We start from the raw sequence: 24,582 nt of genomic DNA, 5'->3' as shown, positions 1-24,582 counted from the left end.
CGCCCCAAGGGGCATCCCCTGTCTGCATCTTCCGGTCTGCATCCCCCTCAGGAGCACCCCTCGTGACTCAGCCTGCCGAAAACCAGCCTCAGCACGGCACCGTCAGCCTCGCGCAGTCCTCCCCGACCGTCGGCACGTTCCGGGAGCGGGACGGGGCGCTGGAGTGGAGCGGCCGCCAGGAGACCGTGCGCATCGAGCCGTGGGGCCCCGACGCGGTCCGGGTCAGGGCCCGGCTCGGCGGCCCGGTCCTGGAGCAGCTGCCGGGCGCACTGCTGGCCCAGGCGCCCGCGACGTCGTCCACGGTGAAGATCGAGGACGGCCAGGGACGGCTGACCGTGGGCACGCTCACCGTGGAGGTCAGTGCCGAGGGCCTGGTCCGCTTCCTGCGCACCGACGACTGCGCCGAACTGCTCGCCGAGGAGCGCGCCCACTTCTGGTGGCCCGGCTCCCGCCTCTACACGGCGGTCGGCAACGGCCACCACCGCCTGGAGCAGCGGTTCGCCGCCTACGACGACGAGAAGCTGTACGGCCTCGGCCAGCACCAGCACGGGCGCCTGGACCAGAAGGGCCTGGTCCTGGACCTGGTCCAGCGCAACGCCGAGGTCGGCATCCCGGTGCTGACCTCCAGTCGCGGCTACACGCTGCTGTGGAACAACCCGGCGATCGGCCGCGTGGAGCTGGCGCTGGGCGGCACCCGCTGGGTGGCCGACTCTGCCCGCCAGATCGACTACTGGATCACCGCGGGCGCCCCGGCCGACGCCCAGCGCCGCTACAGCGCGGTGACCGGCCGTACGCCGATGCTGCCGGAGTGGGCGGCGGGCTTCTGGCAATGCAAACTGCGCTACCGCACGCAGGACGAACTCCTCGCCGTGGCCCGCGAGTACAAGCGCCGCGGACTGCCCATCTCCGCCATCGTGTGCGACTTCTTCCACTGGACCCACCTGGGCGAGTGGAAGTTCGACCCGAAGGAGTGGCCGGATCCGGCGGCGATGGTGCGCGAGCTGGAGGAGCTGGGCATCAAGCTGGTCGTCTCAATCTGGCCGTCGGTCTCCCCGCTCTCCGAGAACCACCCGGTCATGGAGCAGCGCGGCTACTTCATCGGCACCCAGTACGGCCCGATGGCGCACGCCGACTGGCCCGACAAGGAGGTGGCCTCCACGGTCCAGGTGGCGTTCTACGACGCCACGAACCCCGAGGCCCGCGAGTTCGTGTGGTCGAAGGTCAAGGAGAACTACCTCGACAAGTACGGCATCACGGCGTTCTGGCTGGACGCGTGCGAGCCGGAGCTGAAGCCCGGCTTCGCGGAGAACCTGCGCTACTGGGCAGGCCCGGGCCTGGAGGTCGGCAACGCCTACCCGGCCGAGAACTCCCGCACCTTCTACGAGGGCCTGCTGGCGTCCGGCGAGGACGAGGTGATCACCCTCAACCGCTCGGCGTGGGCGGGCAGCCAGCGCTACGGCGCCGCCCTGTGGTCCGGCGACATCGGCACCGACTTCCCGACCCTGCGCCGCCAGATCGCCGCCGGTCTCAACACCGCGCTCTCGGGCATCCCGTGGTGGAACACCGACATCGGCGGCTTCCACGGCGGCGACCCGGCCGACCCGGCGTACCAGGAGGTCATGGTCCGCTGGTTCCAGTTCGGCGCCCTGTCCCCGCTGATGCGCCTGCACGGTTTCCGCGACCCCGGCATGCCCCTGGGCCCGGAGATGACCGGCGGCCCGAACGAGGTCTGGTCCTACGGCGAGGAGGCCGGCGCCGTCCTGGAGCAGTACCTGCGCCTGCGCGAGCGCCTGAAGCCGTACGTCCTGAAGGTCATGCGCGAGGCCCACCAGGAGGGCCTGCCGGTGATGCGCCCCCTGTTCCTGGAGTTCCCCGAGGACCAGGCCACCTGGTCGGTCGACGACGCGTACCTCTTCGGCCGGGACCTGCTGGTGGCCCCGGTCCTCACAGCGGGAGCCACGGCTCGCACGACGTACCTCCCGGCGGGCGCGACCTGGAAGGACGCGTGGACGGGAGAGACGTACCAGGGCGGCACGAACGTGACGGTCGACGCGCCGCTGGACCGCATCCCGCTGTTCCTGCGGGACGGCGCCGAACTGCCCGTGGTGGAGTAAGCGAGAGGGGGCGGCCGTGGCCGCCCCCGTACCGCTACCTGGTTCCGAGGTAATAACTCACCTGCGGCGGCTGGTTGTACCCGACGTTCTGCCAGGCCACCCCCAGCCGGTACACCGGATCACTCATCAGCGTGGGAAGGCGGAAGTCGGTCGGGTGAGGCGTCGAGTACAACCGCAACGCCGTCGAGTCGGCGTTGCGCCAGAGCATCTCCTCACGCCAGTCGCCGAGGAGATCGGCGGACAGGGCCGGGTTGCCCTTGGTCCAGTTGTTGGACTTGGCGTCCTGGTCGAGCCAGATGCGGGTCAGCTCGGTGGAGCCGGTGTACTTCAGGACCTGGGCGTAGCCCACACCCGCCGAGCCGGACCAGCGGTGGTCGAGAAGTTCCCGGTTCTCGTCGCCGTCCCACCAGATCGCCGAGTTGTACGAAGCCCCGCCGCCGAAGGAGGGCACGCCGTCGCTGATCTTCGTGCCCTTCGCGGTGTACAGGCCACCGCCGCTGGACCAGCACTCGGCGCCCGCGTGGTCGCGGGTCAGGTCCGCGCACAGGCCGCGGCCGACGTCCGTACCGGTGCGCTGTCCCCAGAGGATCTGGCCGGTGCGGGCGTCGTGCATCTCGTAGCCGTACGCGGAGCCGGTGTGCTCGTGCACGTTGAAGGACTCAAGGCCGGCGCGGGCCGGGTCGAGGTCGCCGACGTGCAGGGCGTCGCCGTGGCCCAGCTTCGTCGTCCACAGCCCGCTGCCGTCGTCGTCGACGGCCATGGCACCGTAGAGGATCTCGTCCCGGCCGTCGGAGTCGACGTCGGCGACCGCGAGGTTGTGGTTGCCCTGCTGGTCGTAGCCCTTGCCGTAGTTCGTCGAGGAGTTGGTGTCGAACTTCCAGACGCGGGTGAGGTCGGTGCCGTTCCAGTTGTACGCGGCGAGCGCGATCCGCTCATAGATGCCGCGGCTGAAGACCATGCTGGGCGTGGAGCCGCCCAGGTAGGCGGTGGCGGACAGCAGGCGGCCCTCGCGGTTGCCCCAGGTGTCGCCCCAGTCGGCGACCGAGCCGCGGGCCGGTTCGAAGGGGACGGAGTCCATGACGCGGCCGGTCTGCCCGTCGAAGACGGACAGGTACTCGGGGCCGCTGATGACCGCGCAGTTGTCGGCGAGGTGGGAGGCGTTCGGGTCGCCGATGACCGTGCCCGCGGAGTCCCGGCTGCCGTCGGAGGTGCGCACGGCCATCTCGGCCTTGCCGTCGCCGTTGTAGTCGTAGACCTGGAACGAGTCGTAGTGCGAGCCGCTGCGCACGTTCGTGCCGAGGTTGACGCGCCACAGCCGGGTGCCGTTCAGCTCGTAGGCGTCGAAGACCGTCGGGCCGGTGCAGGTGCCGGAGTTGGCGACGTCGGTGGCGTTGGAGGGCACCCACTTGAGGACCAGCTCGTACTGGCCGTCGCCGTCGAGGTCGCCCACGCTCGCGTCGTTGGCGGAGTATGTGTAGGCGACGCCGTCGCGCGTGGTGCCGCCGGGCGGCTTCTGCAGGGGGATGTCGAGGCGGCCGTCGGCCCAGACGCGGGCGGTGCCGCCGGAGGTCTCGGTACCGTTCACGACGGCGCGGATCTCGTACGTCGAGCTGGAACTGCCGCCGGTGTCGAGGTAGTTGGTCTTGGCGGTCTCCTCGATGAGGGTGCCGCCGCGGTACAGCTTGAACGTGACGCCCTCCGGGTCGCCGCCCAGCATGCGCCAGGTGACGAGGGTGCCGCCGGAGGCGGGGACCGCGACCAGGCCGCGGTCGAGCTTCTCGGCTACGCGTGCGGCGGCCAGCGCGGCGGTGGCCTTGTTCGCGGGCGCCGGGATCTCCCGGGTCGCCGCGCCCGCGCTCTGGTGCACGGTCACGGCTGCGAGGAGCGCGGCGAGCGTCCCGGACACGAGGAGGGCGGGACGGCGACGGGGGTGGTGCGAGGTACGGCTCGATCTGATCATCAGAGACCTCGTCCGTCGGGGAAGGGTTGCGTGATCGGGTCGCCGCGGGACGGACGAAGGTTGCCGGGTCGTTGCCCGGTCAACTTATAGGCGGTCAGGACAGTTGCCACCGTGAAAGGAAACCCATGCCTTCGACACCTCTCGCTCTCCGGATCGCCGATCTGCTGGTCCGGCCGGCCTTCGGCTCCCGCCGCACTCCCGACCGGGCCTTCGACCGGATCCTCGCCGGGGCCGGACAGGCGGAGGGCGACGAGCAGTTCGTCGACGACTTCCGCAACCTGCTGCGCTGGTGGGCCGCGACAAGGGCCGCTCCGCTGCACGCGGCCTCGCCGCCCGCGGCGCCCTCCCCCGTGAGGCGCTGGTGGACGTCCCGTACTCCTGGCTCGGATCCGGCCCGGCCGTCGGCGCCCCGAAGCTGTACGCCGCCGTGGGCGCCCGCTGGACCGAGGCGGAGGCCGCCCGGCTTCCAGGGATCGCCGCGCGCCCCAGGGGCACCCGCCCCCACCGCTACGACCTGGCCCGCTACGGCCTGACCCGCACCGACCTCGAGTCCGCGTTCGCGGACTACAACGCCCTGCGGGCCGAGGTCGACCGCACCTGACGGCACGGCCGCCCCGGCCCTGACCTGCGGATCAGCTGCTGCTGACCGTCAGGTTGTTGGTCCTGAAGTCCAGACCGCCGGACGACGAGGTGATCTCGTAGCCGAACTGGACGTCACCGATGGTCTCGTTGCCCATCCAGCGCTTGGTGTCCTTGATCCACCTCAGGATCGGCAGCATGTCCACCGAGCCGGAGTTGGAGTCGGACGTCCGCAGGAACGAGAACACCTCGTTGTGGCCGTTGCTGCCCTTGTACACGTTCCAGGTGTGCCCGCCGAGGGTGACGGAGCCCTGGGAGCTGCCGATCGGGCCGACGGCGCCGTTGTAGTTCATCCAGAGCATGATCTCGTAGTCGTAGTCCGTGTCCCAGATGTCGTACGACGTGTTGTACGCGCCGGACGACGGGACCGTGACGTTGTAGTTGCTGGTGAGCGAGCGGAGCGAGGTGATCGACTTGTTGACCACCTTCTTGGAGTTGGGGTACGACTTGATGCCGCCGGTGTTGGGGTGGTTCGCGTTGACGCCCCAGTTGGTGCCGGAGTTGGCCCAGATGCACTGGCGGCCCGCGCCGGAGCCCCAGATGTTGTTGTAGAGCGTGTAGCCGTTCAGGCTGGTGTTGCCCCACTGGTCGCAGGAGTACCAGACGGCGGCGGAGGCGGGGGCGGAGGCGAGGCCGACGGTGGCACCCAGCGCGAGCGCCGGGGCCAGCATCGCCATGGTGATCCTGCTCTTCAGCGTGCGTGTTGCCATGTGGGTGCGCCTTCCATGTGTGGGGGAATTGGGTCCCTGCCTGTGATACGTTCCGTTCATCCCTCCAGGGATCGGTTGGGGCTGGACCGCGACCTCCGGGTCGGAAGCCCCCTCAGGGGCGGAGTCACGGTGTCCCTTCCATGAGTTTGAGGGGAATCACGGGAAGTCACCGCGTCCCGCAGGGTGAGGACGCGGTCTTCTCCGGCGACGAAATCGAGGGGCTCGGCGTCGCCGCTGGAAGTCCTGAGTTCGATGCGCTGCGTGCGGGCTGGTCTCAGGACGGCTCGCACGCCGTCGGGAGACCAGCCGAGGTCGATTTCGGCCCCGAACCGGGTGCGCACGCCGCGCAGTTCACCGCTCGGGTACGCCTTCGGGAGGGCGGGCAGCAGGACCAGCCGGTCGGGCGTCGAGTGGACGAGCATCTCGATGAGCACGGCGGGCAGGGTGTGGGCGGCGTCGGCGTTGTAGACGTCGCGGCTCGGGTAGTGCGCGCTCATCAGGGAGGCGTGGAAGAAGTCGCCGTCTAGGACCTGGCCGAGGGCATGGGCGACGCGTTCGCCGTCCCGGAGGCGGGCGGCGATGAGGGCGTGGTGGAGGTGGCCGTGCGCGGAGTCGTTCTCGGCGCCGCGCAGCTGGAGGGCGCGGTGGGCGGCCCGGGCCAGGCCGGGGGTGTCGTAGGGAGTGATCTCGTCCAGCGGCCAGACGCCGTAGAGGTGGCTGAGGTGGCGGTGGTCGTAGGAGTCCGCCAGGCCCGGCCAGGCCCATTCGGCGAGCGCGCCGTCCCGGTTGATCCGGTGCCGCGGGAGCCGGTCGGCGAGGGCGCGCCAGCGGTCGCCGTCGGGTCCCGGATGGTAGGCGGCGGCCGTCAGCAGGGCGTGCCGGGCGGCGGAGAGGTCCATGGCCGCGTTGATGGTACCCCAACTGGCCTTCGCGGGGCGGTTCTCCGGTGAGTAGGAGGGGACGACGGTGAGGTGGCCGTTCTCGTCGGTCCGGGTGAGGAAGTCCTCGTAGAACAGGGCTACTTCGGCGAGGGCGGCGGCGGTGCGCGGGTCGCGTTCGCCGCGCATCTCGTCGTGGTCGACGAGCGGTTTGAGCAGCCAGTCGGCGCCCGCGGTCCACAGGTGCATCGGGTATTCGCGGCTGAAGTGGTACGCGTGTCCCGACTCGCCGTCGGTGCCCGCGGGCGCGACGACGCCCCGGGTGCCGAAGACGGCGCGGGCGTTGTCCCGCCAGTCCGGCAGCTGACGGTTGATCAGGGCGGCCAGGGACTCGGTGACCTCGGGGAGGGCGGCGGAGGCGGCGCAGGCGGTCTGGAGGTTGAGGTTGGCGTCGTTGACGAACGCGCCGGACCAGGCCGTGTTCCAGTCTCCGGTCCACAGGCCGGTGAGCCGCGGCGGGTTGAGGCCCGCCGAGGACAGCAGGTGGTAGCGGCCGGCCGCGAAGAGCCGCTCCAGGAGGGCTGCGCTGCGGGTGCGCTTGAGCAGCTCGGAGCCGGGCAGGGCGCGTTCGGCCGGGTCGGCGGCGAGGTCGAGGGTGACGCGGGCGTAGGCGGTGCGGTGCGGGGCGAGGTGGCGGTCGAGGAGGTCGTCGTACGACGGCTGCTCAGTGACCAGGTCGCGCAGGGCCCGGCCCGCCGCGGCCACGTCCAGTTCCCCGGTGTGCCGGCGTACCCGGGTCAGGAGCAGCACGGACTCGGCGCCCTCGATGTGCGCGCCCGGCGGTTCGAGCGTCGTCGTGCCGCCGGTGACGGCGACCAGGGTGACGCCGGTGTAGCCGAGGTCGCTGTCGGGGTAGCGGGCGCGCAGGCTGAGCAGGGCGCCCTCGGGGGTGAGGACGGCGCCCTGGCCGACGCCAAGGCCGGCGGGGGCGCCGGGGAGGCGGTGGTCCAGGGCGATGTCCAGGGCCGGGCCGGGGGCGGTGACCTGCTGGACGATGACGTCGTCGGCGCGGGAGACGAAGACGCGGCTGCTCCAGCCGGCGCACTCGGCCGTCACGACGCCGCTGGTGAAGTCGACGGAGCGGCGGTAGTGGTGCGCCACCTGGGCCGCCGGGTGGTGCAGCCGGATCTGGAAGGCGGGGTGGAAGGGCTGCGCCCACTGGAGCGGGCGGCCGTCGGTGAAGCCCTCGGCGGCGGTCGCCTCGCCTGCCAGCAAGCGGTCCTGAAGCGCCGGGAGTTCCGCGGCGAGCCGGGGCGGCTGCCGGTGTCCGGGGTCGCCGTTCGGTCGTACGAGGGTGTGATGCGTGACGATGACCCGGTCGGTGTTCGGATCACCGAACACAAGGGTGCCGTGGTGGCCGTTGCCGCTCAGGAAGGCGTCCTCCCAGCGGGCGGCCGGCTGCGGCTCCCAGGTGCCGTGGACGGGTGCGCTGGTCATGGCCGGAGCACCGCCACGCCGTAGCGGCCGAGGGTGACGCGGTCGGTGACGGTGGCCTCCGTGAGCAGGTCGCGGTGGGTGCCGGGCACGTCGACGGTGACCGGCTCGCGCCCGTGGTTCAGCAGGAACAGCAGGTCACCGCGGCGTACGGCCTCGACCTGGCCGGGGAGGCCGTCGAGCACCGGGCGGACACCGGCGTCGGCGGCGATAGTGGCGAGCAGGTCGCGCAGTGCCTCCGGCTCGGGGAGCGTGGAGAGGTACCAGGCGCGGTCCCGGCGCAGCACGGCGGGCAGCCCGTCGAGTTCGCCGCCCTTGTAGGGGACGGTCTCGGTGGCGGTGCCGTCGGCCTCCAGCTCCTCCGACCACAGGGTGCCGCGGAAGGCACCTTGAGGGCCGTCGCACTCGACGGTCTCCCCCGCGTCCAGCGGCCACCACTCGTGCAGCGTGCGGATTCCGAACAGCTCGCGCAGTCGGGCGTCCATGCCACCGGGCCGTACCCGGTCGTCCTCGTCGGCGACGCCGGTGAGGAAGCCGCTGACGAGGGTGCCGCCCTGGCGTACATAGGCGAGGAGGTTGTCTATCGCCGTGCCGGTGAGCGCGTACAGCTGGGGGACGACGACCAGTTTGTACGCGGTCAGGTCGTGCTCGGGGTGGGCGAAGTCGGTGGTGAGGTGGGCCTGCCAGAGTGCGCGGTGCCAGGTTTTCAGTACGTCGGCGTAGTCGACCTCGGTGGAGAGGCGGCCGTCCTGGGCGCCGGCCCACCAGGCGTGCCAGTCGTGCAGGACGGCGACGTCGGCACCGCTGTGCTGCCCCGTCACATGCGGGCTCAGCCGGGCCAGGTCCGCGCCGAGTTGCCTGACCTCCTGGTACGTACGCCCCTGCTCGCCCGCGTGGCTGACCATCCCGGAGTGGAACTTCTCGGCGCCCTGCCGGGACTGCCGCCACTGGAAGTAGCAGACGGCGTCCGCGCCCCGGGCCACGGCCTGGAGGGACCACAGCCGGTTCAGACCGTGCGGCTTGGGGTGGTTGACGCCCCGCCAGTTGACCGGTCCGGCCGCCTGCTCCATCAGCATCCAGGGGCCGCGGGCCTGGGAGCGGGTCATGTCCTGGACAAGTGCGCCTTGCTGGGCACCCAGCGGGTCGCGCGGGTCGGGATAGAGGTCGACGGAGACGACGTCCTCCTCCTCGGTCCAGCGCCAGGCGTCCTGGCCGATCCACAGGGGCATGAAGTTGCTGGTGACCGGAAGGTGCGGGGTGTGGCGACGCACGATGTCACGCTCGGCGACGTAACACTCCAGGAGCATGTCGGAGGTGAAGCGCCGGAAGTCCAGGACCTGGGTGGGGTTGCGCATGTAGTGCGGCAGGCGGGGCGGCAGGATGCCGTCCCAGGTGTCGTAGCCCTGGCTCCAGAAGGCGGTGCCCCAGGCGGTGTTGAGGGTGTCGAGCGTGCCGTACCTCTGCCGCAGCCAGCGGCGGAAGGCGGCCGCGGCCTCGTCGCCGTAGTCGAAGGTGCAGTACTCGTTGTTGATGTGCCACATCGTCAGGGCCGGGTGGCCGCCGTAGCGGGCGGCCAGGTCCGCGGTGATGGCGGCGGCGTGGCGGCGGTAGGTGGCGCTGGAGTGCGAGAAGTGCTGGCGCCCGCCCCACCACTCGGTGCGGCCGTCCTCGGTGCGGGGCAGGGTGTCCGGGTGGAGGCGGCCCATCCAGGGCGGGGGCGAGGCGGTGGGGGTGGCGAGGACGACGCCGATGCCGCCCGCGTGCATCAGGTCCATCAGCGTGTCCAGCCAGCCGAACTCCCGTGCGCCCGGCTCAGGTTCGAGCTTCGACCAGGAGAAGACGCCGAGGGTGACGGAGTTGACCCCTGCGTCCTTCATCAGCCGGACGTCCTCGTGCCAGGTCTCCTCCGGCCACTGCTCCGGGTTGTAGTCGCCGCCGAAGAGGATGCGGCCGCGGGTGGCGTCGCTCAGGACGGGCATCAGGCGGGCTCCCCGTACTGCACTCCGCGCCCGTTGGTGGCGAGGTAGACCCGGCCGTAGACGCGCGGGTCACCGGCGATGGCCGCGCCGATCCAGCCCCACTGGTGCTGGTCGTCATTGACCCGGGTCCAGGTCTTCGCCTCGTCGTCGGAACGGTAGACGGCGGTGATGCTCTCGGTGGAGCCGACCATGTAGACCGCCGGGTAGGAGGCGCCCTCGGCGGCCTTGCCGAAGCCGAGCGTGTACGACGCCCAGCAGCTGCCGACCTTGGTGAAGGTCGCGCCGCCGTCAGTGGAGCGGTACAGCCCGTTCCACTTCAGGCTCAGCCACAGGTCCCCGGAGCGGCCCGGCGCCGCGGCCAGCTGGAACTGGGTGTCGCCCGAGTTCAGGCCGGTGGCCCGCGCGGTGAAGGTCCGGCCGCTGTCGGTGCTGGCGAACAGGGTGCCGGTGGTGGTGTCGAAGGCGTAGAAGCGGGTCGGATCGACCGGGTCCGCCACCGGGGCGGCGCCCTTCGGGTAGGAGGTGACCTCGGTCCAGGTGGCGCCGTTGTCCGCCGAGCGGTGGGCCGGGTACCTGGTGCCGTCCCAGTGCACGAAGGACCACAGCAGCACGCTGCCGTCGGCGTTGGTGGCGATCGGCCCCGGCGCGTCCTTGGCGATGGCGGGTTGCGCCTTGAAGGGCGCCCAGGTCTTTCCGCCGTCGTTCGAGTAGGCGCCGTTGCCGTTGTCGCCCCAGCCGGCCCGGACGACGTACGACGGCTTGGCCGCGGCCAGTGCGAGCCCTGTCGCCGTGCCGAACACCGGGTTCGACGCCATGCCGCGCGAGGGGGACGCCGTGAGCCGCTCGTGGTACATCACGCCGACGTCCCCGGACCCGCTGATCAGGTGGGCCTCTCCGGCCGGAGGGGAGAGCAACTGGCGAATCGACGCCTCCTCCAGACCGCGGATCTCGGGGGACCAGTGCTTGAGGTCACGGGTGCCGTAGAGGGTCGCGCCGGTGCCGTAGACGATGTGCTCGGAGTCGAACGGGTCGAGGCCGACGGCCTGGATCCACCAGCCGAACTTGGGCTGGTCGGCGCCGAACGTGAGGAAGGGCGTCTCGGAGACGTCGAGGACGGCCTTGTCCTTCAGGGACTTCCAGGTGCGGCCGCCGTCGGTGGTCCGGTACAGGGTGTCGATCAGCGACCAGCGGTTGTTGGTGGAGACGACGACGGTCCCGGGGCGACGGGCGTCCACGGCGCAACCGCCGTAGCCGAAGGAGTCGGTCCCGCCGTCGCTCGTGGCCCCGCCGGGCTTCACGGGCGTGACCTCGGTCCACTTCCCGGTGGTCGTACGCAGCTTGTGCACACTGCCGTCGGACTGGCCGTTGGGGCCCGGGGCGTTGGCGTACGTCACGTACAGCTCGCACGTGTGCCGGTCGTACGCGGCCCGGACCGGGACCTTGGCGGCGGTGCCGGCGGGCTGTCCGGGGACGGCCTTCCAGGTGGTGCCGTCGGCGGTTCTGTAGAGGTTCGCGGAGGTGCCGTCGGAGTCGCCCCAGCCGGCGTAGACGGTACGGCCCGCGGCGACGAGGAGGGTGATGCCCTGGCCGGTGGCGCTGGGGGCGGCCGGGAAGCTCGCGGCCTTCCAGGTGGCGCCCCGGTCGGTCGACTTGAGCAGCCCGTCGTGCCGGGTGCCCAGCCACAGCGTGTCACTGTCCCGCGGGTCGACGAGCAGCCGCTCACCGCAGCCACGCCCGTCCTCGTTGGCCCCGAGCTTCACGCTGAGGTCGGTGCGCTTCCAGGTCGCGCCGCGGTCCTCGGACCGCAGCACGGCCCCATTGCCGGCCCAGGACTGCGCGTACGTACCGAGGGCGAGGTACAGCCGGTTCGGGTGGGCCGGGTCGACGGCCATGGCCTCCACACCGAGCAGGTTCCAGTCGTCCCAGCCGATGTGGTCGGTCAGCGGGATCCAGCGGTCGGTGCGGTCGTCCCAGCGGTAGGCGCCGCCGATGTCGGTGCGGGCGTAGGCGAGGCCGCGGACGGAGGGGTGGAAGAGGACGCCGGTGACGAATCCGGTACCGCCCATGACGGCGTTGCGCCAGCGGTAGGCGGGGGCGGCGGTGGACGGCGCTGCGGCCTGCACGGCCCCCTGGAGGGACGGAACAGCGGTGAGCGCGGCGGCGACCGCGGATCCGGCGAGTACGGCGCGTCTGCTGGGTCGGGACGTACGCATGACATACCTCGTCTTCAAAGCAAGGGGGAGGGAGACTTACCTAGGGGCGCGGGGAACTGCGCGCCCCAGCCACAACTAAGCCGCAAACGGCATACGACAGTCAGCCCAACGGCGCGAACCGTCAGCCCTTGACGGCCCCCGTCAGCATGCCCTTCTTGAAATGTTTCTGGACAAACGGTGACAGCACAGCCACCGGCAGCAACGCCATCACCATCACCGCCATCTGGATCGCGAGCGGCGAGAGCTGGCCGGTGTTGATCTGCGTCTGAAGGCCCACCGGACGCTGCTGCATCTGCACCAGCTGGATCATAACGTTCTGCAGCGGCATCATGTCCTGGTCGCTCAGGTAGATCGACGCGTTGAACCAGGCGCTCCAGTAGCCCACGGCGTAGAAGAGGCCGATCACGGCGAGGACCGCGCGGGAGAGCGGCAGAACGATCTTCCACAGGATCCGCCAGTCGCCGGCCCCGTCGATGCGGGCACTGTCGATCAGCTCCTGGGAGATGTTCATGAAGAACGCGCGCAGCACCAGGATGTTGAAGACGCTCACGGCGCTGGGCAGGATCAGCGCCAGATAGGTGTCCGTCAGGCCGAGGGCCTGCACCAGCAGGTAGGTGGGGATGAGGCCGGCCCCGAAGAACATCGTCGCCAGCAGCGTCATCAGGATCCCGCGGTGGCCGAGCGAGCCGCTGCGCGACAGGCCGTACGCGCACAGGACCGACACCGTCATGCTGAACAGCGTGCCGACCACGGTCACGCCGATGCTCACCAGGGTGGCCTTCTGGACCTGGCCGCCGCTGAGAAGCTCCTGGTACGCCACGAAGGTGATGCCCTTGGGGATCACCACCAGGCCGCCGGCCTCGTCGATGGTCTTCTTCGACTGGAGGCTGGTGACGATGACGATCCACAGCGGGAAAAGGATGGCCAGGCAGGCCAGGGTCAGGGCGATTCCCTTGCCGGCCAGTCCGGCCTTGTTGGGCGGCTCCTCCCAGACAGGGCGGGGCGGGGCCGCCCAGCGGCTCGGTTTCCTGACGCGCTGGGTGTCGTCGGGTGGAGTGTCGAGGACGGCGGTCACTTCTTGTACACCCCCTGCTCGCCCATGAGATGGGCCACCTTGTTGGCGATCAGTACGAGCGCCAGCCCGACCACGCCCTTGATGAGCCCGGCGGCTGCGGCATAACTGAAGTCCTGGTTGCGGATGCCGTTCCACCACACGTAGGTGTCGAGGACCTCCGAGGCATCGACCCCCACGGCTTGTCGTTGGAGGAGCAGTTGCTCGAAGCCGACGGTGAGGGCGTCGCCGACGCGCAGCACGAGCAGGAGGGCGATCACCGGTCGCAGGGCGGGCAGCGTGATGTGCCACATGCGCCGCCAGCGTCCGGCGCCGTCCATGGCGGCGGCCTCGTACAGGTCGCCGGAGACCGAGGAGAGCGCGGCGAGGAAGACGATGATGCCCCAGCCCGCGTCCTTCCAGACGGTCTGGGCCGTGACCAGGTACTTGAAGACCTCCGGGTCGGTCATCACGTCGAAGCCCTCGTAGCCGTGCTGGCGCAGGGTCTGTGCGATGATCCCGGCGCCGCCGAAGATCTGCATGAAGACGGTGACGACGAGGACCCAGGAGAAGAAGTGCGGCAGGTACATGACCGCCTGGGCGACCGCCCGCACCCGGGGCCTGATCACACTGTTGATGAGCAGCGCGAGCAGGATGGGGATCGGGAAGTACAGCACCAGCTGCAGGAAGAACAGCACCAGGGTGTTCTGCACGGCGTGCCAGAAGGCCGAGTCGGCGAAGATCCGCTCGAACTGCTCGAAGCCGATCCAGGGGCTGTTGAAGATGGCGACGAAGCCGTTGTCGCCGGCGTACGGGTCGTAGTCCTGGAAGGCCACCACATTGCCGAGGATCGGTATGTAGTTGAAGACGAGGATCAGCAGGACCGCCGGCAGTGTCATGAGGATCAGCGTGCGGTCACGCCTGAATCTGAGCTTCAGGCTCAGCTTGCCCGAGTTCTTCTCGCTGCGGGCCCGGCGTCCGCCGGCGCCGCCGGACGCCGCCGGAGTCCTCGCGGGGGTCTTTGCCTCGTTCGTCGTCCGAGGCACCGTGCTGTGGGACACGGCCTTCTCCTTGCTTGAGCCCCGGATCAGTTCGCCGAACCGTTGTCGTCGAGCAGCTTCTTGTACCAGTCGCGCAGGCCGTCGCCGCCCTTCTTCTTCCAGTCGGACACGGCCTGCTGGACGTCACTGATCTTCTTCCGGCCTCGCACCACGTCGTCCTCGAGCTGCTCGAAGTCGTCGGCGAGGTTCGCCCAGCGGTTGGGTTCGGTGACGGTCAGCCCGTAGAAGGAGGACTTCTTGGTGAAGGCGCCCATGCGCTGCTGCCACTCGACGATGCCCCGGGTGATGTCGGGGAAGTCGGGGTAGGCGACGTACGGTGCGGGGTTGCCCGTGAGGTCGTAGGTGCCGCTGACCTCGTTGATGCCCTGCTGCGTCTTGGTCGGCAGGCCGTTCTTCACGGTGTAGTCGGTGCCCTCGACGCCGTAGGCGGTGAGCATGAACTCCTTGGTGCCGTAGGGAGCGGCGCAGTAATTGCAGAGCGCGAGGAAGTCCTTGATCTGCTGCTTGCTCGCCTTCTTGCTGATGAAGGTGAACATGCCGCCCGGCTGGCCGGCCCAGAGCGTGGGATCGCCCCCGTCGGGCCCGAAGACGTCGAACACGCCCATCTCGAAGTCGGGGTTCTGGGTCCGCTGTTCGGCGGTCTTGCCCCACCAGTCGGCGATGTTGTTGTTGTAGACCAGAACCTGCCCGGCGGTGAAGCGGTTGGCCGCACTGCCGCCCGCCTTGCCCGAGACCGCGTCCGGGTGGACCACCTTCGCCGCGTAGAGGTTGCGCGTCCACTCCAGGGCTTCCAGGTACTGCTCGGTCTCGATGCGGTTGACGAGCTTGCCGTCCTCCATGTTCCACCACAGCGCCTTGTCGCCGCCCGGCAGGACACCGAAGATCTGGAAGGCCGACCACTTCATGTCGTCGCAGGCCCACACCTTCGACTTGGCCCGGGTCGCCTCCTTCGCCCAGGACAGGAACTCGTCGGGGCTCTTCGGGACGGCGTAACCCTCCTTCTCGAAGATGTCCTTGCGGTACATGGCCGCCATGCCGGTGACGTAGGAGCTCGGCATCGGGATCGCGCGGAGCTGGCCGCCGAAGATCCCTCGCTGCCACGCGTCGGTGGGCACGGCCGCGAGGTTCGGGTATTCCTTGACCTTGTCGCCGGACAGGTATGGGCCGAGGTCGGCGAACTTGGCGTTGATCGCGGTGGGTATCCGGCCCGTCAGGTTCCAGTCGGGTACCACCACGGCGTCGGGGATGTCGCTGGAGGCGAGGATCGCGCCGAGCTTCTGGTCGTAGGTGACGCCGTCCTGGTTCTGCCAGGTGATGTTCACGCCGATGGCCTTGTTCATGGCCGTGTAGTACGGGTTGTTGCCCTTGGGCGGGGCGCCCCAGTAGGGGGCCATGATGGTCAGCTTGCCGCCGCTGCCCAGCTTCTGCGGCACCGAGGTCTTCAGCTCGGCCGCCGGGATCGCCTTGGTGAAGCCGACCGGGGAGCCGTTCTTCGAGGGGATGTCCGGAGTCACGACCTGCGACGCGACATAGGCCGGGAGGAGCTTCGCGGCTTTCTTGCCCGACGTGGCCCCGTCCTTCTGTCCCTCTTGCCCCCCGCCACACGCGGCGAGCAACGGCATCCCTCCCGCCACCGCGGCGGTGGCGACCGCCGTGGAGGCGAGGAAGCTTCTCCGGCTGGGTCCGGAGGCGGCGGAGGCGGCGTTCGGCGTCATTGCGTCAACCCTTCATGGCGCACCAGGACACCCGGCGGTGGGCCGTCGGCTGCGGTGTCTTGAGTGGAACTGGCTGAGCTGAAGCGATCCCTCCGACCAATTGCCGGGGACGGCGCGACCTCCCGGTGGCAGTCCTCGTAGTCGAAGCGCTTCGATGTTGCTGCGAGGTTAAGTGAACACCCGGGGGTGCACAAGGGTCGCTCCCAGAATTCCTCCGAGGTATGCACGATTGCGACCTCACGCGTATCCCACTTGAATTGTCGGCCAAAGGGCGGAGTTGGTGCGCCGGGGTGCCTTGACACCCACCCCCGCGTCGAATGAGCATCGAAGCGCTTCGAAAGAGCCTCGCCGCTCCCATTGCAAGGGGAACCCCACGTGACCGCACAAACGCCGCCTACGCCGCCTTTCCGCGATCCGCACCTGCCGTTCGCGAAGCGCATCGACGACCTGCTGTCGCGGCTCACCCTCGACGAGAAGACCGGCTTTCTGCACCAGTTCGCGCCCGCCGTCGAACGGCTCGGCATCGCGGCCTTCCGCACCGGCCAGGAGGCGCTGCACGGCGTGGCGTGGATGGGCCCGGCGACGGTGTTCCCGCAGGCCGTGGGCCTGGGCGCCACCTGGAACCCGGAGCTCGTACGACGCGTGGGCGAGGCGGTGTCGAAGGAGGTCCGCGCGATGCGCGCCCGCGACGACCGCGTCGGCCTCAACGTCTGGTCGCCGACCGTGAACCTGCTGCGCCACCCCCTGTGGGGCCGCAACGAGGAGGGCTACTCCGAGGACCCGAAGCTGACTTCGGCCATCGCCACCGCGTACACGCACGGCCTGCGCGGCGACCACCCGACGTACTGGCGCACCGCGCCCGTCCTCAAGCACTGGCTCGCCCACAACAACGAGACGGACCGGTCCACGTCCTCCAGCTCCGTCCGCCCGCGCGTGCTGCACGAGTACGACCTGCGTGCCTTCCGCGAGAGTGTCGAGGCGGGCGCGGTGGCCGGGGTGATGCCGGCGTACAACCTGGTCAACGGCCGCCCGAACCACGTCTCCCCGTATCTGCGCGAGCATCTGCGCGCCTGGACCGACGAAGAGCTGCTGGTCTGCTCGGACGCGGGCGCGCCCTCCAACCTGGTCGACTCCGAGCACTACTACGACACCCACGAGGAGGCGACCGCGGCCTCGCTGCAGGCCGGCGTGGACAGTTTCACCGACCACGGCACGGACTCCGCGCAGATGGTCGCGCGCCTCAAGGGGGCCTTGGAGCGGGGCCTGCTGAGCGAGGCCGACATCGACACCGCGGTGCGTCGCCAGCTCTCGGTGCGCTTCCGGCTCGGCGAGTTCGACGACTACACCGAGGCCGGGGAGTTCGACACCCCCGCCCACGGCGCGCTCGCCCAGGAGGCCGCCGAGCAGGCGGTCGTCCTGCTCCGCAACGACGGCCTGCTGCCGCTCGCCCCGGACACCCGGCTGGCGGTGGTGGGCCTGCTCGCCGACGAGTGCAAGCTCGACTGGTACAGCGGCACCCTCATCCACCGCTCGACCCCGCTGGAGGGCCTGTACGAGCGGTTCGGCGCCGAGCGCGTGGAGTTCGCGGAGGGCGTGGACCGGGTCCGCCTGAAGACTTCCGCCGGTACGTTCCTCCAGGTGCCCTTGGTGGAAGACGCCGCCGGCGAGGAGCGCGGCGCCGAGGGCGCCCTGGACCCGGCGCTGCTGTCGGGCCGTACCGACCTGCCCCCACTGACCACGGACCCGGCCGGCACCGAACTCGCGCTCGCCGACTGGGGTGACGGCGTCCTGACCCTGCGCGCACCGGACGGCCGCTACCTCTCGGTCGCCGACGACGGCTACGTCCGTGCCGCCGCCGACCAGCCCGGCGGCTGGATCGTCCAGGAGACGTTCCGTCTCGATCCCCATGAGAACGGTCACCTCCTCAGGCACGTAGGGACAGGTCGCCACGTCACGGTCGCCGCCGGCGGCGTGAAGGTTGCCGACGATGTGTCCCGGGAAGATCCGGAAGTCTTCGAGCTGGTGGTGACCGAGCGCGGCGAGAACGCCGTGGCCCGGGCCGCCGCGCAGGCGGACACGGTGCTGGTGGTCGCGGGCAACGACCCACACATCAACGGACGCGAGACCGAGGACCGTACGACCCTGCGCCTGCCCGGCCACCAGGAGCGGCTGCTGCGGGCCGCCGTCGACGCAAACCCGAACACGGTGCTGGCACTGGTCTCGGCCTACCCGTACGCGGTCGCCCCGGGGGCCCTCCCGGCGATGCTGTGGACCGCGCACGGCGGCCAGGCCGCGGGCACGGCGCTCGCCCGCGTGCTCGCCGGCGACGTCTCCCCCGCCGGCCGCCTCCCGCAGACCTGGTACGCCGACGACACCGACCTGCCCGACCTGCTCGACTACGACGTGATCGGCGGCCGGCAGACCTACCTCTACTTCGAGGGCGAGCCGCTGTTCCCCTTCGGGCACGGCCTGTCGTACGCGTCGTTCACCTACGCCGACCTGGCGACCCGCGTCGAGGACGGCGCGGTGCAGGTGTCGTTCACGGTCACCAACGCCGGTGACATGGCGGCCGACGAGGTGGCGCAGCTTTACACCCGCGCCATGGACCCGTCGGTGCCGCGCCCGCGCCGCGAGCTGGCCGCGCACCGACGGATCACCCTCGCCCCCGGCGAGACGGCCGAGCTGAGCTTCGAACTCCCCCTGTCCACCTTCGAGTTCTGGGATGTGGCGCACGGCCGCCCGCACGTGGAGCCGGGCCCGTACGACCTCCTCGTCGGCGCGTCCAGCGAGGACATCCGCCTGCGGACGACGGTCCTCCTCGACGGCGAGCCCGTCGCGCCCCGCTCGGTCGCCGAACGCGGACTGGACGCGGCCGACTTCGACGAGCAGAGCGGCACGGAGATCGTCGACCGCACGAAGGTCTCCGGGGACGCGGTGGCGCCGGTGGCGGGCGGCTCGGGCGAACTGGTCTTCCGCCGCTGCGACTTCGGCACGGGTGTCACCTCGGTGACCGCTCAACTGGCGGGCGAGGGCGTGCTGGAGGTGTCCCTCGACGGCGGCCCGGCCCTCGCGACGCTGACGCTGGACACGCCCACGTCGGGACCGTACGACTACACCGCCCTCGACGCCGCGGTGACGGCCGAGGGCGTGCACGACGTCAACCTCAGGCTGCGCGGCCCGCTGCGGCTCGCGCACGTCGGCTTCTCCGGTTGAGGGTCCGGACCAGGCCGACGCAAAGAAGGCGGCCCGGCACCGGAAGGCAGCGGTGCCGGACCCCTCCGGGCAGCTTACATGAAAATGGTTCCCATTAACCAGGGGGCGGGGTTGGCTAGAGGGTGAGCCCGGTCAGGACCATCACCCGCTCGTAGGTGTAGTCGTCCATCGCGAACTTCACGCCCTCACGGCCCACTCCGGACTGCTTGGCGCCGCCGTACGGCATCTGGTCGGCGCGGTAGGAGGGCACGTCGCCGATGACGACGCCGCCGACCTCCAGGGCGCGGTGGGCCCGGAAGGCGGCCTGCAGGTCATGGGTGAACACCCCTGCCTGGAGGCCGTACTTGGAGTCGTTGACGGCGGCGAAGGCTGCGGCTTCCCCGTCCGCCTTCTGCACGGCCAGGACGGGCCCGAAGACCTCCTCGCAGGAGAGCGTGACATCGGCCGGTACGCCGGTCAGCACGGTCGGCGCGTAGGAGGCGCCGTCGCGCTTGCCGCCGGTGAGCAGCGCGGCCCCCGCGTCGACGGCCTCCCGCACCCACGCCTCGACCCGCTTGGCGGCGTCCTCGCTGACCAGCGGCCCGACGTCGGTCGCGTCGTCGCCCGGGTCGCCGGTGACCTGGGCCTCGACGGCGGCGACGACGCGCGGCAGGAGCCGGTCGTACACGGACGCGTCCGCGATGACCCGCTGCACGGAGATGCAGGACTGCCCGCCCTGGTAGTTGGAGAAGGTGGCGATGCGGTTCGCGGCCCGGTCGAGGTCCTCGTCACTCGCCCAGTCGGCGAGGACGACGGCCGCGCCGTTGCCGCCCAACTCCAGGGTGCAGTGCTTGCGCGGCACCGAGTCCATGATCGCGTAACCGACCTTCTCGGAGCCGGTGAAGGAGATGACGGGCAGCCGCGGGTCCTGCACGAGCGCGGGCATCCGGTCGTTGGACACCGGCAGGATGCTCCAGGCCCCGGCGGGCAGCTCGGCTTCTGCCTCGGCCAGCAGCTCGCCGATGAGGAGCCCGGAGAGCGGGGTGGCGGGCGCGGGCTTGAGGATGATCGGCACGCCGGCGGCGATGGCCGGGGCGATCTTGTGGGCGCAGAGGTTGAGCGGGAAGTTGAACGGCGCGATGCCGAGGACGACGCCCTTCGGGAACCGGCGCGTCAGGGCGAGCCGCCCCTGACCGCCGAGGTCGGTGTCGAGCCGCTGCGCCTCGCCGCCGTTGAACCGCCGGGCCTCCTCGGCCGCGAACCGGAACACGGACACGGCACGCCCGACCTCCCCCCGGGCCCACTTCATCGGCTTGCCGTTCTCGGCGGAGATGAGCCGCCCGATCTCCTCGGTGCGCTCGGCGAGCCGCCGGCTGACGTGGTCCAAGGCGGCGGCGCGCACGTGCGCCGGGGTCGCCGCGAACTCGTCCCGGACGCCGTACGCGGCGGCCACGGCCTCCTCGACCTGTGTGTCGGTCGGCACGCCGGCCCTGCCGACGAGCCTGCCGTCCCACGGGGAGATGACGTCGAAGGTGTCCCCGCCGACGACCGGCCGGCCGGCGAGCCAGAAGGCGTGGGTTGCTGCCGTCTCTTCCTTTGGCATGAGCGAGTCCCGGCCCTTCCGCGTTGGGGTGTGCATGGCTTTGCGGGTCCACGGTAAGGCGGGGCCGGGCGAGGGGCGTTTGTCCGGGGCGTAGCAGTGGACGGCGGGCATACTACGGATTGGCCCACTTGGGGCTCGGGGGCTCCCTTCCCTCGCAGCGGAATCGCCACCGACAATGGTCCGGACGGAAACTGGCGGACTGCGGTGGGGGGATCACGTGAAACAGCCGGGGAGCGACGACAGCCTGTTCGACCACTGTCCGTGGCTCTTCGGCGCACAGGCTTCGGCCGAGCAGCGCGCGGCCCAGGAGCAGCGGCAGAAGCGGCTGCTCGAGGCGGGAGACGTGCGGATCGGCGAGGGGTGTTTCGTCGCGGAGAGCGCGGCCGTGCACCCGGAGCTGCTGCACCTGGGCGACCGCTCGTACATCGCGGCGCACGCCTACGTCACCGGCGACGTGCGCACGGGCGGCGACTGCACGGTCAACCCCTTCACCGTGGTGCGCGGCACCGTCGCCCTGGGGGACGGCGTACGCATCGGCGCGCACAGCTCGCTGCTCGGCTTCAACCACGGCAGCGCGCCCGAACTGCCGGTCCACCGGCAGCCGGTGACCAGCCGCGGGATCACGGTGGGCGACGACGTGTGGATCGGTTCCCACGTGGTCGTCGTGGACGGCGTGACCATCGGGGACCACTGCGTCATCGGCGCCGGCGCGGTGGTCACCAAGGACCTGCCCGCGTGGACGGTGGCCGCGGGCAACCCGGCGCGCCGCATCCGGGACCGCCGCGACCCGCGTGGCACGGCTGCCCCGGACGCCTCCCGGTCGCCGGCGGCCACCGGGTCATCGCTTGGCACAAGGGCATCGACTGCCACGAGGTCATCGCCTGCCACCGGCTCGCCGGCCACCGGGTCATCGCAGCCCACCCGTTCATCGGCGGCCACCAGATCATCCCCAGCCACCCAGTCATCGCCCGCTCCCCGGCTGACCGACGAGTTGTCGGCCTTCGCCGAGACCGCCCGCGCGCAGGCGGCCGGTCTACTGGACCGCTGCTGGCTCCCGGAGTACGGCCGGTACGTCGACCGGCCCGGCGCCGCGCCGACCGTGCGGGCGCACTGCGACGCGGTGGAGATCGCCGGCCTGCTGCTCGGGCAGGCTCCGCCGCAACTGCCGCCCGCCGAGCACCTGGCACGCCTGCGCGCCCTCCAGGACCCGCACACCGGCCTGGTCCCCGACTATGACGAGGCACCCCCGCCCGCCCCGGTGGCGCTACTGCCCGCCGAAGGAGCCGCCTCCTACCACGTACTCTGCGTGGGCTACGCCCTGGACCTCCTCGGCGGCTCCTTCGCGCACCCGGTCCACGCGGTGCGCACCACCACCGCGGACCGGCTGGTCCGGCGCCTGGCGGAACTGCCCTGGCGCGAGCGCGCCTGGCATGCCGGGTCGTGGGTGGACGCCTGGGCCACCGCCGCGCACTGGAACCTGCGCCTGGGTGCCGAGCCCGCGGCGCCCGGGGCCGTGGAGGCGCTCTTCGGCTGGCTGCACACCCACGTCGATCCGTGGACCGGCATGTGGGGCTCGCCCACGCCCGACGAGGGACGCCTGCAGATGGTCAACGGCTACTACCGGCTCACCCGGGGCTCGTTCGCCCAGTTCGCCCTGCCCGTGCCGTATCCCGAGCGAGTCGTCGACACCGTCCTCGACCACGCCCGCGACCAGCGCCACTTCGCGCCCGGCCGGGAGAACGCCTGCAACGTCCTGGACGTCGTCCACCCCCTGTGGCTGTGCGCCCGGCAGACCGGCCACCGCGCGGAGGAGGCCCGCGCCTGGGCGGCGACGCAGCTCCCCGCGGCCCTGCGCCGCTGGCACCCAGGCGAGGGCTTCGCCTTCGGCCCCTCCCCCGACGGCACCGGCCCCGGCCGCCTCCCCGGCCTCCAGGGCACCGAGATGTGGCTCGCCATCATCTGGCTCCTCGCCGACCTCCTGGGCCTGTCCGACGCCCTGGGCTACCGGCCACGGGGCGTGCACCGGCCGGAGGCGGCGCTGGACGGTGGAAAGCCGACATCCCCTGGGCCGGGGTGAGGACCGGCCCAGGGGATCAGCATGCAGAGACGGGCCGGGGCCCGGAAAGAAAGAGGAAAAAGGAAGGAGGTCGGCCGCCCCGGAACAGGGGGGGTAGTTCCGAGGCGGCCGTCCGGATCGGAACGCCGCGCGCCCCGGGGGGTTTGGGGCGGGCGACTGTCCGATCGGTGAGGAGATCCAGAGCTTTCAGGCTCCGGTTGTGTGCGCGAGGGCACGACCAGGTCGAAGCTGGGGAGGCCCCGGCCTGATGTCGCCCACAGTCCCCTGTGGGCGGGGTGTATCTCTCATCTGGGTAGAACGTACGTCAGGGGATGCGGCCGCGACACCCGTTGCGGCGTGATGCCATGTAGCTCGCACACCTTCTTCACAGGCTCTGCCGCTCCCCGCCCCGACCACGGAATGCGGGCCCGACGGATGGGATCGGGCGGGCTCAGATGCGCGCGAAGGCCTGCTCGATGATGTCGAGGCCCTCGTTCAGCAGATCCTCGCCGATGACCAGCGGGGGCAGGAAGCGCAGCACGTTGCCGTAGGTGCCACAGGTCAGGACCAGCAGACCCTCCTGGTGGCAGGCCTTGGCGAGCGCTGCGGTCGCCTCCGGGTTCGGCTCCTTGGCCGCACGGTCCTTGACCAGCTCGATGGCGATCATCGCGCCCCGGCCGCGGACGTCGCCGACGATGTCGAACTTGTCCTGCATCGCGGTCAGCCGGGCCTTCATCACGGCCTCGATCGCCTTGGCCTTCGCGTTGAGGTCCAGCTCCTTCATCGTCTCGATCGCGCCGAGCGCCCCCGCACAGGCGACCGGGTTGCCGCCGTAGGTGCCGCCCAGGCCGCCCGCGTGCGCGGCGTCCATGATCTCCGCGCGACCGGTCACGGCGGCGAGCGGCAGGCCGCCCGCGATGCCCTTGGCGGTGGTGATCAGGTCCGGGACGACGCCCTCGTCCTCGCAGGCGAACCACTGGCCGGTACGGCAGAAGCCGGACTGGATCTCGTCCGCGACGAAGACGATCCCGTGGTCCGAGGCGAACTTGCTGAGTGCCGGCAGGAAGCCCTTCGCCGGCTCGATGAAGCCGCCCTCGCCCAGCACCGGCTCGATCACGATCGCGGCCACGTTCTCCGGGCCGACCTGCTTGGTGATCTGGTCGATCGCCATCGCGGCGGCCTCGGGGCCGCAGTTGTCCGGTCCGGTCGGCCAGCGGTAGCCGTACGCCAGCGGCATGCGGTAGATCTCCGGCGCGAACGGCCCGAAGCCGTGCTTGTACGGCATGTTCTTCGCGGTCAGCGCCATGGTGAGGTTGGTCCGGCCGTGGTAGCCGTGGTCGAAGACGACGACCGCCTGCCGCTTTGTGTAGGCACGCGCGATCTTCACCGCGTTCTCGACGGCCTCGGCGCCGCTGTTGAACAGCGCCGACTTCTTGGCGTGGTCACCCGGCGTCAGCTCGGCCAGAGCCTCGGCCACGGCCACATACCCCTCGTACGGCGTGACCATGAAACAGGTGTGCGTGAAGTCGGCGAGCTGCGCGGTGGCCCGCCGTACGACGGCCTCGGCGGACGCGCCGACGGAGGTCACGGCGATGCCCGAGCCGAAGTCGATCAACTGGTTGCCGTCGACGTCCTCGATGATGCCGCCGCCCGCGCGCGCGGTGAACACGGGCAGGACTGAGCCCACGCCCTGGGCGACCGCGGCAGTGCGGCGGGCCTGCAACTCCTGCGACTTCGGACCGGGGATGGCGGTGACGACGCGGCGCTCCTGCGGAAGTGCGGTCATGCGGGGCTCCTGGGGTTGTGCCGATGTCTTCTTTCTCGTCTTCTTTCTCGCAGGCTAGGACCGGGAGAGGGGGGTGGGCATGCTCCATGTGGGCGTTGTCCGGGACGCTGGTTGTCCGCCGTGGACATTGC

The 24,582-nt window shown here is 70.9% G+C and carries 13 protein-coding genes and 1 pseudogene; 4 read left to right on the top strand and 10 right to left on the bottom strand.

All coding sequences use genetic code 11. The annotated features are described in order from the left end of the window. Positions 1–62: 62 nt before the first annotated feature. A complete protein-coding gene (locus H8R17_RS01065) occupies positions 63–2,114 on the top strand; it encodes a TIM-barrel domain-containing protein (RefSeq protein ID WP_187821162.1) in 2,052 nt (683 codons plus the stop codon). 34 nt (positions 2,115–2,148) lie between these two features. Here the strand turns inward: H8R17_RS01065 and H8R17_RS01060 are convergent, their stop codons facing one another. Further along, the gene (locus H8R17_RS01060) at positions 2,149–4,074 is read right to left on the bottom strand and encodes a rhamnogalacturonan lyase (RefSeq protein WP_187821161.1); all 1,926 of its coding nucleotides are present in this window, start codon (positions 4,072–4,074) and stop codon (positions 2,149–2,151) included. Between the two features lie 307 nt (positions 4,075–4,381). Here H8R17_RS01060 and H8R17_RS01055 point away from each other — a divergent pair. After that, positions 4,382–4,675 (top strand): annotated as a pseudogene (locus H8R17_RS01055) (sulfotransferase); the annotation flags it as partial. A 31-nt stretch (positions 4,676–4,706) separates the two neighbouring features. Here the strand turns inward: H8R17_RS01055 and H8R17_RS01050 are convergent. The 7 genes from H8R17_RS01050 to H8R17_RS01020 form a co-directional block, all read right to left on the bottom strand. Beyond that, positions 4,707–5,423 carry a GH12 family glycosyl hydrolase domain-containing protein gene (locus H8R17_RS01050; protein ID WP_187821160.1) on the bottom strand — a complete coding sequence of 239 codons (717 nt, stop codon included), beginning with the start codon at positions 5,421–5,423 and terminating at the stop codon, positions 4,707–4,709. 56 nt (positions 5,424–5,479) lie between these two features. Beyond that, positions 5,480–7,798, bottom strand: a complete 2,319-nt coding sequence (locus tag H8R17_RS01045; RefSeq protein WP_187821159.1) for a glycosyl hydrolase family 95 catalytic domain-containing protein — start codon at positions 7,796–7,798, stop codon at positions 5,480–5,482. Beyond that, positions 7,795–9,774 carry a beta-galactosidase gene (locus H8R17_RS01040; protein ID WP_187821158.1) on the bottom strand — a complete coding sequence of 660 codons (1,980 nt, stop codon included), beginning with the start codon at positions 9,772–9,774 and terminating at the stop codon, positions 7,795–7,797. Before H8R17_RS01040 ends, H8R17_RS01045 begins: the two co-directional genes overlap by 4 nt. Continuing rightward, on the bottom strand, positions 9,774–11,987 hold the full coding sequence (locus H8R17_RS01035) for a sialidase family protein (RefSeq protein ID WP_187821157.1): 2,214 nt from the start codon (positions 11,985–11,987) through the stop codon (positions 9,774–9,776). The genes H8R17_RS01040 and H8R17_RS01035 overlap by 1 nt, the downstream gene beginning before the upstream one ends. Positions 11,988–12,108: 121 nt before the next feature. Next, positions 12,109–13,062 carry a carbohydrate ABC transporter permease gene (locus H8R17_RS01030; RefSeq protein WP_187821156.1) on the bottom strand — a complete coding sequence of 318 codons (954 nt, stop codon included), beginning with the start codon at positions 13,060–13,062 and terminating at the stop codon, positions 12,109–12,111. Beyond that, positions 13,059–14,099 carry an ABC transporter permease subunit gene (locus H8R17_RS01025; RefSeq protein ID WP_187821155.1) on the bottom strand — a complete coding sequence of 347 codons (1,041 nt, stop codon included), beginning with the start codon at positions 14,097–14,099 and terminating at the stop codon, positions 13,059–13,061. Before H8R17_RS01025 ends, H8R17_RS01030 begins: the two co-directional genes overlap by 4 nt. Before the next feature lie 26 nt (positions 14,100–14,125). Then, a complete protein-coding gene (locus H8R17_RS01020; RefSeq protein ID WP_187821154.1) occupies positions 14,126–15,814 on the bottom strand; it encodes an extracellular solute-binding protein in 1,689 nt (562 codons plus the stop codon). Between the two features lie 375 nt (positions 15,815–16,189). Here H8R17_RS01020 and H8R17_RS01015 point away from each other — a divergent pair, with 375 nt between their 5' ends. Beyond that, positions 16,190–19,027 (top strand): glycoside hydrolase family 3 C-terminal domain-containing protein, encoded by a 2,838-nt coding sequence (locus tag H8R17_RS01015; protein WP_187821153.1) that lies wholly within the window; start codon positions 16,190–16,192, stop codon positions 19,025–19,027. Between the two features lie 115 nt (positions 19,028–19,142). Here the strand turns inward: H8R17_RS01015 and H8R17_RS01010 are convergent, their stop codons facing one another. Then, positions 19,143–20,609, bottom strand: coding sequence for an aldehyde dehydrogenase family protein (locus H8R17_RS01010; RefSeq protein ID WP_187821152.1), 1,467 nt, complete (start codon positions 20,607–20,609; stop codon positions 19,143–19,145). A 175-nt stretch (positions 20,610–20,784) separates the two neighbouring features. Here H8R17_RS01010 and H8R17_RS01005 point away from each other — a divergent pair, with 175 nt between their 5' ends. Then, complete coding sequence (locus H8R17_RS01005; RefSeq protein ID WP_187821151.1) at positions 20,785–22,686, top strand: acyltransferase; 1,902 nt, start codon at positions 20,785–20,787, stop codon at positions 22,684–22,686. A gap of 430 nt (positions 22,687–23,116) precedes the next feature. Here H8R17_RS01005 and gabT read toward each other — a convergent pair whose 3' ends face one another. Further along, on the bottom strand, positions 23,117–24,451 hold the full coding sequence (gene gabT, locus H8R17_RS01000) for a 4-aminobutyrate--2-oxoglutarate transaminase (RefSeq protein ID WP_187821150.1): 1,335 nt from the start codon (positions 24,449–24,451) through the stop codon (positions 23,117–23,119). Positions 24,452–24,582 lie beyond the last annotated feature (131 nt).

The organism is Streptomyces sp. TRM68367 (assembly GCF_014495685.1).
Taxonomy (GTDB): Bacteria; Actinomycetota; Actinomycetes; order Streptomycetales; family Streptomycetaceae; genus Streptomyces.
The sequence above is the reverse complement of the archived record's forward strand: the minus strand, read 5'-3'. Positions and strand labels throughout refer to the sequence as shown.

Bases quoted from the DNA above. Each gene is read 5' to 3' on its own strand.
- H8R17_RS01040 (WP_187821158.1), bottom strand. From the start codon at position 9,774: ATGCCCGTCCTGAGCGACGCCACCCGCGGCCGCATCCTCTTCGGCGGC.
- H8R17_RS01020 (WP_187821154.1), bottom strand. From the start codon at position 15,814: ATGACGCCGAACGCCGCCTCCGCCGCCTCCGGACCCAGCCGGAGAAGC.
- H8R17_RS01010 (WP_187821152.1), bottom strand. From the start codon at position 20,609: ATGCCAAAGGAAGAGACGGCAGCAACCCACGCCTTCTGGCTCGCCGGC.
- H8R17_RS01045 (WP_187821159.1), bottom strand. From the start codon at position 7,798: ATGACCAGCGCACCCGTCCACGGCACCTGGGAGCCGCAGCCGGCCGCC.
- H8R17_RS01005 (WP_187821151.1), top strand. From the start codon at position 20,785: ATGGTCCGGACGGAAACTGGCGGACTGCGGTGGGGGGATCACGTGAAA.
- H8R17_RS01060 (WP_187821161.1), bottom strand. From the start codon at position 4,074: ATGATCAGATCGAGCCGTACCTCGCACCACCCCCGTCGCCGTCCCGCC.
- H8R17_RS01035 (WP_187821157.1), bottom strand. From the start codon at position 11,987: ATGCGTACGTCCCGACCCAGCAGACGCGCCGTACTCGCCGGATCCGCG.
- H8R17_RS01050 (WP_187821160.1), bottom strand. From the start codon at position 5,423: ATGGCAACACGCACGCTGAAGAGCAGGATCACCATGGCGATGCTGGCC.
- gabT (WP_187821150.1), bottom strand. From the start codon at position 24,451: ATGACCGCACTTCCGCAGGAGCGCCGCGTCGTCACCGCCATCCCCGGT.